The sequence below is a fragment of the Rhodopseudomonas sp. genome (assembly GCF_036404135.1).
GTDB lineage: Bacteria > Pseudomonadota > Alphaproteobacteria > Rhizobiales > Xanthobacteraceae > Rhodopseudomonas_A.
Genome location: NZ_DASWPE010000210.1, coordinates 1 through 12,643, shown reverse-complemented (window position 1 = coordinate 12,643; position 12,643 = coordinate 1). Strand labels below are relative to the sequence as shown.

Sequence of the window (12,643 nt, the reverse complement as noted above, 5' to 3'; positions counted from 1 at the left end):
ATCAACGAGATGTTCGCATCGCTGCTGACGGCGGTGCAGAGCTCGACGTCATAGGAGCGGTTACGATGGCGATGCGCGTTGCTACCTTTTCGATCAGCGACCAGATGATCGCCGCCGCGTTGCGGACGCAGAGCACGATGGCCAACATGCAGATCCAGGAGGCCTCGGGGGTCGTCTCCTCGGATTTCGGCGGCTACGGCTCGTCGTCGCAGCAGATCGTCAATCTGCAGGTGTCGGTGACCCGGGCGGATTCCTATATCGACGCGGCGACCCAGGCCGACAGCAAGATTCAGGTAATGTATTCGGCGGTGGGCTCGATCGCCGATCTGTTGACCAACTTCCGCAGCCTGCTGACCAGCGCCACCAGCGCCGCGAGCACCGACTCCTCCAGCGTCGCGCAATCCGCCCAGGAAGCGCTGCAGCAGATGGCTTCGCTGCTCAACACGCAATACAGCGGCGACTATGTGTTCGGCGGCGCGCGCACCGACGTGGCGCCGGTCGATATCGATTCGGCGACCTATCCGACCGCGACATCGCCATCGACGGCCAACACCAGCTATTACCAGGGCGATCAGGAAAAAGCGTCGGTGCGGGTGTCGGACAGCCAGACGATCTCCTACGGCGTCACCGCCGACAACTCGGCGTTCGAGCAGGCGATGCGGGCCATCAATCTGGTCGCCAACAATTCACCGCTGTCGACCGCCACGCTGAACGAGGCGTTGGATCTGTCGGAAAGTGCGATCGACGGCGTCGGTGTGCTGCAGAGCAAGATCTCCAATGCGGCGTCGGCGATCGAACGCGCCAGCAGCTTTCAGACCGAGTACCAGACCTATGCGCAGACGCTCGGCAGCGATCTCACCAGCGTCGATGTCGCCGCGGTCACCGCCTCGCTGGCGACCTATCAGGCCCAGTTGACGGCGTCCTATGCGGCGATCTCCAAGGTGCAAGGCCTCAACCTGGCGAGCTATCTGACCTAGAGCTATTCCGGTCCTGATCGAATCAGAACCGGAACTCTAGATTGTTATTTTGACGCGTTTTCTTCACGCGAACCGGGACCCACTTCGCCCGAAAACGCTATAGGGTCCGAACGCCGCTTTCGTCGGTCGGCCGTCGATCCCCTGGCGGTCGCGGCGGCGTGGCGCCCGGACCGGCCGGGAGACGGGGGCCGTCAAAAGCCATGGCGTGCAGAGAATACTTAACGATCCCAGAGGCCTATTCGGTTCTGGCGGCGTCGGGCAGGGTCCGGCGGCGCGGTCTGGCTCGGCGGCTTTGGGCTGTTTGCCAAGCAATCATTGGCGCTTTGCGCCGTCTTGGCTTAAAGCAATCCGACCTCACCCATTCCGACGGGCCTGCCGGCTGCGCATTCAAGGCGCGCCGGCTCGAGCCGTTCGGTTCGGGGCCTCTTTCGACGCCACGGCGTCCCGCCAAGCAGGACCACCATCTCGTGACATTCTTGACCACTAGCCCGCCGCTCGCCCGAGCCCTGGCGGAGCGCCATTATAACGACCCGACCCCGGTGCAGACCGCCGTGCTGGCCGAGCAGGCCGCCGGGCGCGACCTTCTGGTCTCGGCGCAGACCGGATCGGGCAAGACCGTCGCCTATGGACTGGCGATCGCCAAGAACCTGCTGGGCGACGCCGAACGCTTCGAGCAGGCCGCCGCCCCCCTGGCGCTGATCGTGGCGCCGACCCGCGAGCTCGCTTTGCAGGTGCATCGCGAGCTGGCCTGGCTGTACGCCTACGCCGACACCCGCGTCGTCTCTTGCGTCGGCGGCATGGACCCGCGGCAGGAGCAGCGCGAACTCACCCGCGGCGCCCATATCGTGGTCGGCACGCCGGGACGGCTGTGCGATCATCTGCGGCGCGGCCGGCTCGACGTCTCGCAACTCAAGGCCGTGGTGCTCGACGAAGCCGACGAGATGCTCGATCTCGGCTTTCGCGAGGACATGGAATTCATCCTCAAGACCACGCCGGCGGAGCGCCGCACTTTGCTGTTCTCGGCGACGCTGCCGCGCGGCATTGTCGCCTTGGCCAAGCAGTATCAGCAGCAGGCGTTCCGCGTCGAAGTCGACGGCGGCGAGGGCGGCCACGCCGACATCGAATACCAGGCGATCCGGATTGCGTCCGGCGACGTCGAGCACGCCGTGGTCAACGTGCTGCGCTTCTATGAATCGCCGAGCACCATCGTATTCTGCAACACCCGTAACGCCGTCAAGCATCTGCAGACCGCGCTCTCGGAGCGTGGCTTCTCGGTGGTGGCGCTGTCCGGCGAATTGACCCAGAACGAGCGCACCATGGCGCTGCAGTCGCTGCGCGATGGCCGCGCCCGGGTCTGCGTCGCCACCGACGTCGCGGCGCGCGGCATTGATCTGCCGAATCTGGCGCTGGTGATCCACGCCGATCTGCCGAACGACGCCGAGGTGATGCAGCATCGCTCCGGCCGCACCGGCCGCGCCGGCAAGAAGGGCGTCAGCGTTCTGTTGGTGCCGCCGGCGCGTCGCCGCCGCGCCGAACTGCTGCTCAATCTCGCCGGCATCGACGCGGTGTGGGGCACTGCCCCCTCTGCCGACGAGATCCGCAAGCTCGACCAGGAGCGCATGTTCCAGGACGCGCTGTTCGCCGAGGAGCCCTCGGCCGAGGATCTGGTGCTGGCGCAGGCTCTCTTGGCCGAGCGCTCGCCCGAATACATCGCCGCGGCCTTGGCGCGGCTCTATCGCGCGCGGCTGCCGTCGCCGGAAGACATTCTGGATCCGGGCGACCGCGGCGCCCGTTCGCGCGAGCCGCGCGCGGCCACGCGGGACGCCCGCCCGCGCGCCGAGGAGCGCGACTACAGTCCGAAAGCGCGCCCCGGCAAGGCCTCCGCGCGCCACGCCATGGAAGGCGGCGTGTGGTTTCGCGCCGCGATCGGCCGCAAGAAGAACGCCGAGGCGCGCTGGCTGCTGCCGATGATCTGCCGGCGCGGCGGCATCGACAAGCAGGACATCGGCGCGATCCGGATTCACGACACCACCACCGAGTTCGAGATTTCCGGTGCCGCGGCGGACTCCTTTGCGGCGATGATCCGGCGGCCCGACAAGGAAGACAACATCCGCATCGAGGCGATGGGTGACGCGCCGGCGGCGCAGCAGACGCCGGAGCGCCGCCCGCCCGGCGGCAAGCCATATGAGCGCAAGCCCGCGGCCAAGCCTTACGATCGCAAGCCTGGCGACGGCGCGCCGCGCGAGGCCGGCTTCAAGAAGAAAAAATCCTACGACAAGCCGGGCTACGACAAGCCTGGTTTTGACAAGCCGGCCTATGACCCGTTGGCCAACGACAGGCCGGTTTACGCCGAGGTTTCGCCGAGTGGCGGCAGCTTCGAGCTGAAGCCGGCATACGACAAGAAGCCGAAAAAGCCGAAGAAGAAGTTTCGCGAGTAAGGTCGCGGGTATTCGCTATTCAAACCGATAGGGCGACTGGCTCTACCAGTTACTGCTTCGCCAGCTACTCGCTCCCGTCGCCACGATGGCAGCGCGCTCCCCTCCCCCTTGCGGGGAGGGGTTGGGGGTGGGGGTACGACGCGTCGTCGACTAACTGTGAAAGCAAGTCGCGACGGCTTACGCATAGTTAGCTCTCGGCTGATCACACAGATTAAGCGCTGTGCTTGTAGACCCCCACCCCCGACCCCTCCCCGCAAGGGGGAGGGGAGCAGAGGCGCTTCCGAAAACGGATCACGGTATTCGAATGACCAGATCATCCCGACGCCCGCCCGCTCGCCGATCACGCGATCGCCGCGCCCTCGCAAAAACATATTGCGACGCATCGCGGCTACAGTGCCGCGAAGCCGTACTCATCCCTCAGCAGCGCTATTATCGCCCCGCAATCGCCAGCAGTTTCGGCACCTGCTCGCGGATCGCTGCGCTGATCTTCGGATCGAGCTTCGCCAGCCATTTGCCCGGGATCGCCGAAAGCCCGTAGGTGGCGCCGGCCAGCATCGCCGCGATGGCGCCGGTGGTGTCGGCGTCGCCGCCCTGGTTCACGGTCGCGATCACGCAATCGGAAAACGACGCGGTGCTGAAATAGTAATGCAGCACGGTGTGCATGGTATCGACCACATAGGCCGAGGACTGGCCGTGATAGGGATCGAACTTCAGCAGCCGATGCTGCGCGATCACGCCGTCGGCGACCTTGCGCGCCGCGGCCTTGTCGCCGCCGCCGAGCAGCACGTGCAGCATCCCGACCAGCATCAGGCTCGAGGCGTCGGACAAAGGATGATGATGGGTGATGCGCGATTGCGCCAGCGTCCAGGATTGCGCCTGGTCCGGCCGACCGAGCGTGGCGAGCGCCACCGGAAGCACCCGCATCGCCGCGCCGTTGCCGGCGTCGCCTTCGAAATACGGGCCTTGCACCGTGCCCTCGGTGATGTAGCGGCGGATGCCGCGGCGGCAGGTCGAGCCGACGTCGATCGGCCGGCTCTTCAGCCAGGCGGCAAATTCCTCGCAGACATCGCCGACCTCGAATTGCCCGTGCTTTGTCAGCGACGTGCCGAGCGCCAGCGCCATCTGGGTATCGTCGGTGATCTGGCCGGGCGCCAACCGCAGCCAGCCGCCGCCGATGATCTCGCGGTGCACGCCGTATTTTCCGGCGATCTCCGTGCGGGTCATGAATTCGACGGTGGCGCCGAGCGCGTCGCCGATGGCGAAGCCGAGATACGCCGCGAGCGCGCGGTCTTGCAGGTTCGGTGAGGTCATCGCGCAGGCTGCTTCATCGCAGGGGTCTTCTAAAAGTAGCTGGCATTGACACGATACTCGCCGCCGATCACCAGATATTCCCGCTCGCCCTTGAACGGGTAGGCGGCCAGCAGCGTGTTGAAGAACACCACCTTGCAGAGCGGAATGCGCACGGTGAGAATGGTATCGCCGAAACATTCGGCGATCTCGCGGTCGGAGGAAAACGACGACAGATTGTTCAGCCGCATCATCACCGTGGTCTTGTCGATCCGCTCGATCACCTGATGTTCGTTGAAATCGTTGACGCCGCGGTACAGCGTCAGATGGGTCTTGCCGGGCATCACCAGGTTCGCCAGCGCCCATTGGCAGAATTCGAACAATAGATCGAGCTGCACATAGATCGCGTTGTTGTGGAAGCGGCTCGACATCTTCTCTTCGACATAGGTGGTCCACACCCCGCTCGCGATCCGCTCGATGAATTCCTTGTGAAAGGTCGGGAAAATGCCGAACCGGCTTTCCACCCAGCCCTTCAGCACCGCGCCTTCGGCGCCGTTGCTGTCGCAGCCCCAGCCGGTGATCAAGCGCAGGAACGAGGAGCGATAGCGCCGCGGCTTGTCCGGGCCGAGCGGCGGCTCGCGCTGTTCGGCGTCGATCCCGAACATCGCCATCATGTAGCACATGAAGGCGCCGCCGGCGTCTGCGAGGTCGCTGGCCTGTGCCAGCATCTCGAACAGCTCCGGGTTCATCTCGCGGACGCCGGCGATGTGCAGCGGCACCGGATGGTCGTTGAAGCGGGCGTGCGCGAGAAAATCCATAGGCACCCCGACCAGATTGGTGGAGTGCCCGATGCCGGCCGGTCCGGATATTTGCAATTGCCCGCTCACTGCCTCGTCCGCTATCCAACACCCAAATCGGCGAGCGCCCCGCTTGGGGAGCTCGATGGACGGCTGCCGCCGGCCCCGTCAAGTCTCGCCCGCCGATGATTTTCTGGCGCACGGCTTGCAGGCCAAGCCGAACGCAAGCCACATCGCCACGCCGAGGAACACCATGCGCTTTCTGGTCTTTCAACACATTGATATCGAGCACCCCGGGATTTTTCGCGAATTCTGGCGGGCCGAGGGGATTTCCTGGGACGCCATCGAGCTCGACGCCGGCGAGCCGATCCCGGCGCTCGAGGCCTATGACGCGCTGGTGGTGATGGGCGGGCCGATGGACGTTTGGCAGGAGCGCGCGCACCCCTGGCTGGCACCCGAAAAGGCCGCGATCCGCCGCTTCGTCCGCGAACTGAACCGGCCCTATCTCGGGATCTGCCTGGGCCACCAGCTGTTGGCCGACGCGCTGGGCGGGGCGGTGGCGCTGGGCAACAGCCCGGAGGTCGGGCTGGGCGCGGTGGCGCTGACCGCCGCCGGCTTCGCCGATCCGTTGTTTGCGGGCTTCGCCAACCCGGTGGAAACCTTCCAATGGCATGGAGCGGAGGTGACGCGGCTGCCGGAAGGGGCCGAATTGTTGGCCGGCAACGAAGCCTGCGCGGTGCAGGCGTTCCGGGTCGGGTTGGCCTATGGGCTGCAGTACCACGTCGAGATCACCGAAGAGACCGTGCCGCAATGGCGTCAATTGCCGGCCTACGCCGCCTCGCTCGACACCGCGCTCGGGCCGCAGCGCGCAGCGTCGCTAGCCGCCGAGACCGCGGCGCGGTTGCCGGCCTTTGCGACGGCTGCGCGCCGGCTCAATAAGAACTTTCTCGGCATCGTGGCGGCGTCGCGCGCAACACGCGTTGAATAGTGGTTCCACGCCTGTCCGCAGGTCGAGGCGCGACGCTCCCAAGCTGCGCGATCGGAACTGATTGCGCAGCTGCGGCAGGCGGTAGTTACTTCGCACTGCAGCAGAGACCGCTCACGCCGCTGTGCGGAGCTTTCACTTGCGCCCGCTCGGCGACCGCCCTATCTTTTCCGGATCGCGGCATCGACCGTGCAAAATCGCGGCATCGACCGTGCAAATGGGAGGACGAACAATGGCCTGGAAAACTCCGAAGATCGTCGAAGTTGCCGTTGGCATGGAAATCAACATGTATGCCTGCGCGGCCCGCAAGTAACAGGCTGCGATAGCTTGGCATTCAGCGAAGGCTGATCGCGGCGATGTGCCCGGGCATGGGCCATTGCCGCGTTCGGCAGGCGCGGAATGCGCAAGCCCCGGAGACGGGTTGATGTTGCGCGTCGTCGTTCTGGGAGCGGCCGCGGGCGGAGGGGTGCCGCAATGGAATTGCGGATGTCCGGTCTGTCAGGCGGCGAGGGGTGATGATCCGGCGCTTCGGCGCACCCAGGCCTCGGTCGCGATCAGCGCCGACGGCGTGCACTGGTTTTTGATCAACGCCTCGCCGGATCTGCGCCAGCAACTGATCCAGACCCCGCAGCTGCATCCCCGGCACGGCCAATTGAGGCATAGCCCGATCGCCGGGGTGATCCTCACCAATGGCGAAGTCGACGCGGTGGCCGGCCTGCTGTCGATGCGCGAAGGCTCGCCGTTCACGCTTTACGCGCATCGTCGGGTGCTGGCGATCCTGACGGCCAACAGCATCTTCAACGTGTTGAACGAACGCGCCGTGAAACGATGCGAGATCGCGATCGATCAGCCGTTCGAACTGACGCTGCCGGATGGCACGCCGGCCGGCATCGAAGTGCTGCCGTTCGCGGTGGCCGGCAAGGGCGCCTGGTATCTCGAAGGTGCGGCGCATCCCAACGGAGAAGCGCAAAACGACACCGGCGATACGCTGGGTTTGCGCATCACCGATCGCTCCACCGGCAAGAGTTTCTACTTTGTCGCGGCCTGCGCCGAGGTCGGGCCTGAGCTGAAACAGCGGCTCGCTGGCGCCTCGCTGGCGTTCTTCGACGGCACGGTGTGGCGTGACGACGAACTGATCGCGGCGGGGCTCGGCCACAAGACCGGGCAGGCGATGGGCCACATCGCGATGTCGGGCGAGGCCGGCGCGCTGGCCGCGTTGGCGGATTGCGGCATCACGCAGAAGATCTTTCTGCATATCAACAATTCCAACCCGGCGCTGCTGCCGGATTCCGCGGAACGCAAGGCGGTGGATCGCGCCGGCTGGCAGATCCCCGCCGACGGCATGGAGGTTGTGTTGTGAACGCGCCTTTGTACGGCATGTCGGCGTTTTCGCTGGCGAGAAATACGCAGCTGCAGGACGCCGAGCAGCTCGAAGCGGCGCTGCGCCAGATCGGCGCCACGCGCTATCACAATCTGCATCCGTTTCACCGGCTGCTGCACGGCGGCAAGCTGAACAAGGGCCAGGTGCAGGCCTGGGCGCTGAACCGCTACTACTATCAGTGCTCGATCCCGATCAAGGATGCGGTGGTGATCTCGCGGTTTTCCGACCGCGCCACGCGGGTCGAGTGGCGGCACCGGCTGGAGGATCACGACGGCGATCTCGGCGCCGAGGGCGGCATCGAGCGCTGGCTGAAGCTGACCGAAGGGCTCGGCCTCGACACCGCCTATGTGGAATCCACGCAAGGCATTCTGCCGGCGACGCGGTTTGCGGTGGACGCCTATGTGCATTTCGTCCGCGACAAATCTCCGCTGGAGGCGATCGCCTCGTCGCTGACCGAATTGTTCGCGCCCAATCTGCACGAAGAGCGGATCGCCGGCATGCTGGAGCATTATGATTTCGTCAATCCGCAGATCATGACCTACTTCAAGCGCCGGCTGACGCAGGCGCCGCGCGACGCGGATTTTGCCCTCGATTACGTCAAGCGCCACGCCACGACCCCGGCGGAGCGCGAGGCGGTCTGCAACGCGTTGATTTTCAAAACAAATGTGCTGTGGGCGCAGCTCGACGCGCTGCACCACGCCTATGTCGACGGCCATGTGCCGCCGGGTGCGTTCGTTCCTGAGGCAAACTGAAGGCAGAGCATGGCAGCGCCGCGCAGCCGCAATCCGACCGTCGAGGAGGCCAGCCGGCCGGTATTGCCGCGCCACGCCAAGCTGCGGTTCGACGCCACGCGGCAGCGCTGGGTGATTCTGGCGCCGGAGCGGGTGCTGGCGCCGGACGAAATCGCGGTGGAGATCTTGCAGCTGTGCGACGGCGTGCGCAGCGTCGCCGACATCATCGATCTGTTGGCCCGCAAATATTCCGCGGCGCGCGAACTGATCGGCGGCGACGTCATCGCGATGTTGCAGGACCTCGCCGACAAGGGATTCCTCGCCGAGGCGCGGGAGAACACCGCATGAGCCCGACCCTGACCGATGCCAGCCCGGTTGCGGCCGATCCCGCCGACGGCGTCGCGGTGCTGCAGCGGCGCTCGTCGGTCGCCGAACAGTTCGGCATTCCGCTGGCGGTGCTGGCGGAACTGACCCATCGCTGTCCGCTGCAGTGCCCGTATTGCTCCAACCCGCTGGAGCTGGAGCGCAGTCGCGGCGAACTCACCACGCAAGAATGGAAGGCGGTGTTGAGCGAGCTCGCCGAAATCGGCGTGCTGCAGATCCACTTCTCCGGCGGCGAGCCGACCGCGCGCAAGGATCTGGCCGAGCTGGTGCGGCACGCAACCGAAGTGGGCCTTTACAGCAACCTGATCACCTCGGCGGTGCTGCTCAGCCGCGACAAGCTGCAAGCGCTGGCCGATGCCGGGCTGTGCCATGTGCAGATCAGTTTCCAGGGCAATGAGGCGTTCAGCGCCGATCGGGTCGCGGGATTTGCCGGAGCGCACGCCAAGAAGCTCGAGGTGGCGCGCTGGACGCGGGAGCTCGAGTTGCCGCTCACGGTGAATGCGGTGATGCACCGGCAGAACCTCGACCAGCTCGCCGACATCATCGAGATGGCGGTCGATCTCGATGCCGACCGGCTCGAAGTCGCCAATGTGCAATATTACGGCTGGGCCTTGAAGAACCGCGCCGCCTTGATGCCGACGCTGCAACAGCTCGAGGACACCACGCGGATCGTCGAAGACGCGCGATTGCGGCTGAAGGGAATTCTGGAGATCGACTACGTGATCCCGGACTACTACGCGCTGCGGCCGAAGAAATGCATGGGCGGCTGGGGCCGGCAGTTCTTCAACATCTCGCCGACCGGCAAGGTGCTGCCCTGCCACGCCGCCGAGAGCATCACCGGGCTCGAATTCGAATCGGTGCGCGGCGCTCACTCGATCGCCTGGATCTGGCAGAACTCCGAGGCCTTCAACCGCTATCGCGGCACCGGCTGGATGCAGGAGCCCTGCGTCAGCTGCGCCTTCAAGGAGATCGATTTCGGCGGCTGCCGCTGCCAGGCCTTTGCGCTGACCGGCGACGCCGCCGCCACCGACCCGGCCTGCGCGCTGTCGCCGCGGCACGAGACAATCTTCCGGCTCGCCGCCGCCGAAGCCGACCAGGCCGCCGGCCGCTTCATCTATCGCAACTTCGCCGGCGGCACACTTGAGCCGGAGCGCGAGTGAGCGCTGTCGTCCCCCTCCCCGCACAACGGGGATGTGAGCGCGCAGCCCCTCCGCGGGTCGTCCTTGCGCACGCAGAGACCCATCACCCCTGGCGTTCGAGATAAAGAACCGGCCTGCGCCCCCCCCCCCCACAACATCAGACTCCGCGCCGTATGGGTCGCTGCATCGCAGGGGTCGACGCGTTATGGGTGATCGCGGTTGGCGACGCCGGCGTGCGTGGGTCGTCCGAAGGACGTAGCCCCCTGCAATCAACTCGCATCCGCCGCAACGGCTGATTGCCGAATTAGCAGTCTGCCTACGGATTCGACAGTGCTGCCATTCACATCATCACGCGTTTCGTTATATCCGATGCTATATAAGGGTGCCGCTGCGGCGGTGGCCGGCGCGGCGGTGCGGCATCGCTGCAGCCCCGGCCACCGTCAAGCGAGCAAAAGCGTCGTACCCATTCGCAGAAACGGACGTCGAATTGTACACATCGGAACGAAATCGCTTCAACCCGCTCGCGCGCGTCGGCGTTCCGTCGGCGACGCCCGCGCCGGGAGCCGATCATGCCGGCGCGGCGGGCGCCGGCCCGGCAATGAACGTGCAACCCAACCGAAGCTGAGGTCGCGAGCATGGCCATGACTGCGAGCAAACCGATAGCCGTCGAGACCGAGCCGGCGGTCGAGGAATTCACCCACTGCTTCACTGGCGAATGCCGGGTGAACGTGCTGCCGCTGCTGTTCGAGATCGCGAAAATCATTTCCGACAGCGAGGACCTCGCCAAGACCCTGACCATCATCCTGTCGGTGATGCAGAAGCAGCTGCGGATCCAGCGCGGCATGGTGACACTTTATGACCGCGGCTCGGAGACCATCTTCATCCACGAGAGCTTCGGGCTGTCCGAGGAGGAGAAGGCGCGCGGCATCTACGCCTCCGGCGAAGGCATCACCGGCAAGGTGGTGGAAACCGGCCACGCCATCGTGGTGCCGCATCTGCGCGACGACCCGCGGTTTCTCGACCGCACCCGGGCGCACGGCAACGGCAACGCCAACGGCTCGTTCTTCTGCGTGCCGATCATTCACGCGCAGAAGGTGATCGGCACCATCAGCGCCGAGCGGATCTATCGCAACCAGCGGCTGTTGAAGCAGGACGTCGAGGTGCTCTCCACCGTGGCGCTGATGGTGGCGCCGGCGGCCGAACTCTATCTGCTCGAGAACGTCGAAAAGGTGCGGCTGGAGAACGAGAACCGCAGGCTGCAGAGCGCGCTGAAGGAGCGTTTCAAGCCCTCCAACATCATCGGCAATTCCAAGCCGATGCAGCAGGTCTACGAGCTGATCCACAAGGTCGCCGGCACCAAGGCCACCGTGCTGGTGCTCGGCGAAAGCGGCGTCGGCAAGGAACTGGTCGCCAACGCAATCCACTACAACAGCGCCACCGCCGACGGCCCGTTCGTCAAGTTCAACTGCGCGGCATTGCCGGAGAGCATCGTCGAGAGCGAATTGTTCGGCCATGAGAAGGGCGCCTTCACCGGCGCGATCGGGATGCGCAAGGGCCGCTTCGAGCTGGCCGACGGCGGCACCATCTTCCTCGACGAGGTCGGCGAATTGAGCCTGCCGATGCAGGCGAAACTGCTGCGGGTGCTGCAGGAAAAGACCTTCGAGCGGGTCGGCGGCGCCAAGCCGGTGAAGGTCGATCTGCGGATCATCGCCGCCACCAACCGCGACCTGCTCGACATGGTGGCGAAGGGCAGCTTCCGCGAGGATCTGTACTACCGGCTCTATGTGTTCCCGATCACCATTCCGCCGCTGCGCGAGCGCGGCAGCGACGTGATCCTGCTGGCGGACTATTTCGCCGCGCGCAACGCCGCCGATAGCGGCCGCGATGTGAAACGGATCTCGACCCCGGCACTGAACATGCTGATGGCGTATCACTGGCCGGGCAACGTCCGCGAGCTCGAAAACGTCATCGAGCGCTCGGTGATCCTGTCGGAGGACGGCGTGATCCACGGCTACAACCTGCCGCCGTCGCTGCAGACCTCGGCCGAGACCGGCACCAATTTCGGTTGCAGCCTCGGCGGCAAGGTGCAGGCGGTGGAATATGAGATGATCGTCGAGGCGCTGAAGAGCCACCGCGGCAACGTCACCGACGCCGCCCAGGAACTTGGCCTGACCCGCCGCATTCTCGGCCTGCGGATGGAAAAATTCGGCATCAACTACAAGACGTTTCGCCGCGGCCGCGAGGCCCGCGGGTAGCGAGCTGCGCATCGCATGGCAGCAGATGAGCACCGCCCGTCCGCGAGTCGTCCCTGCGCAGGCAGGGACCCATACGGTGCGGAGTCTCAATTTGGCGCCGTGGTTGAGGCCTTTTCTTCATCTCTGAAGCCAGGGGTGATGGGTCCCTGCGTGCGCACTAAGGCATGCACACATCTTGGGTGCGACGGATTGACTCGGGTGTTGCTGGGGGGATTCCAGAATCGGGAATTCGTGTGATCTGTCTTGCGACACTTCGATTTTGACGGGGG

11 protein-coding genes are annotated in these 12,643 nt (G+C 65.5%); 9 read left to right on the top strand and 2 right to left on the bottom strand.

Going from position 1 to position 12,643, the window contains the following annotated elements; translation table 11 throughout:
• Positions 1-65 precede the first annotated feature (65 nt).
• Together VGC77_RS23125 and VGC77_RS23120 are read left to right on the top strand one after the other, a co-directional pair.
• A complete protein-coding gene (locus VGC77_RS23125) occupies positions 66-977 on the top strand; it encodes a flagellin (protein WP_331173898.1) in 912 nt (303 codons plus the stop codon).
• Positions 978-1,444: 467 nt separating this feature from the next.
• Positions 1,445-3,415, top strand: coding sequence for a DEAD/DEAH box helicase (locus tag VGC77_RS23120; protein ID WP_331173896.1), 1,971 nt, complete (start codon positions 1,445-1,447; stop codon positions 3,413-3,415).
• 429 nt (positions 3,416-3,844) lie between these two features.
• Here the strand turns inward: VGC77_RS23120 and draG are convergent, their stop codons facing one another.
• On the bottom strand, positions 3,845-4,726 hold the full coding sequence (gene draG, locus VGC77_RS23115; protein ID WP_331173895.1) for an ADP-ribosyl-[dinitrogen reductase] hydrolase: 882 nt from the start codon (positions 4,724-4,726) through the stop codon (positions 3,845-3,847).
• Positions 4,727-4,755: 29 nt separating this feature from the next.
• Positions 4,756-5,589 carry an NAD(+)--dinitrogen-reductase ADP-D-ribosyltransferase gene (locus VGC77_RS23110; RefSeq protein ID WP_331173894.1) on the bottom strand — a complete coding sequence of 278 codons (834 nt, stop codon included), beginning with the start codon at positions 5,587-5,589 and terminating at the stop codon, positions 4,756-4,758.
• 163 nt (positions 5,590-5,752) lie between these two features.
• On the opposite strand from VGC77_RS23110, the gene VGC77_RS23105 reads away from it, so the two are divergent.
• The 7 genes from VGC77_RS23105 to VGC77_RS23075 all read left to right on the top strand — a co-directional run bounded on the left by VGC77_RS23105 (position 5,753) and on the right by VGC77_RS23075 (position 12,374).
• The gene (locus tag VGC77_RS23105) at positions 5,753-6,487 is read left to right on the top strand and encodes a type 1 glutamine amidotransferase (RefSeq protein ID WP_331173893.1); all 735 of its coding nucleotides are present in this window, start codon (positions 5,753-5,755) and stop codon (positions 6,485-6,487) included.
• Between the two features lie 229 nt (positions 6,488-6,716).
• A complete protein-coding gene (gene pqqA / locus VGC77_RS23100) occupies positions 6,717-6,797 on the top strand; it encodes a pyrroloquinoline quinone precursor peptide PqqA (protein WP_041801384.1) in 81 nt (26 codons plus the stop codon).
• Between the two features lie 111 nt (positions 6,798-6,908).
• On the top strand, positions 6,909-7,844 hold the full coding sequence (pqqB, locus tag VGC77_RS23095; RefSeq protein WP_331173892.1) for a pyrroloquinoline quinone biosynthesis protein PqqB: 936 nt from the start codon (positions 6,909-6,911) through the stop codon (positions 7,842-7,844).
• Between the two features lie 17 nt (positions 7,845-7,861).
• Positions 7,862-8,617: a pyrroloquinoline-quinone synthase PqqC gene (pqqC, locus tag VGC77_RS23090; RefSeq protein WP_331173897.1), complete on the top strand. Its 756-nt coding sequence runs from the start codon at positions 7,862-7,864 to the stop codon at positions 8,615-8,617.
• Positions 8,618-8,626: 9 nt separating this feature from the next.
• Positions 8,627-8,944, top strand: a complete 318-nt coding sequence (gene pqqD, locus VGC77_RS23085; protein WP_331173891.1) for a pyrroloquinoline quinone biosynthesis peptide chaperone PqqD — start codon at positions 8,627-8,629, stop codon at positions 8,942-8,944.
• Positions 8,941-10,140 (top strand): pyrroloquinoline quinone biosynthesis protein PqqE, encoded by a 1,200-nt coding sequence (gene pqqE, locus VGC77_RS23080; protein ID WP_331173890.1) that lies wholly within the window; start codon positions 8,941-8,943, stop codon positions 10,138-10,140. The genes pqqD and pqqE overlap by 4 nt, the downstream gene beginning before the upstream one ends.
• Before the next feature lie 614 nt (positions 10,141-10,754).
• Entirely contained in the window at positions 10,755-12,374 is a 1,620-nt protein-coding gene (locus VGC77_RS23075) for a sigma 54-interacting transcriptional regulator (protein WP_331173889.1), read from the top strand.
• Positions 12,375-12,643 lie beyond the last annotated feature (269 nt).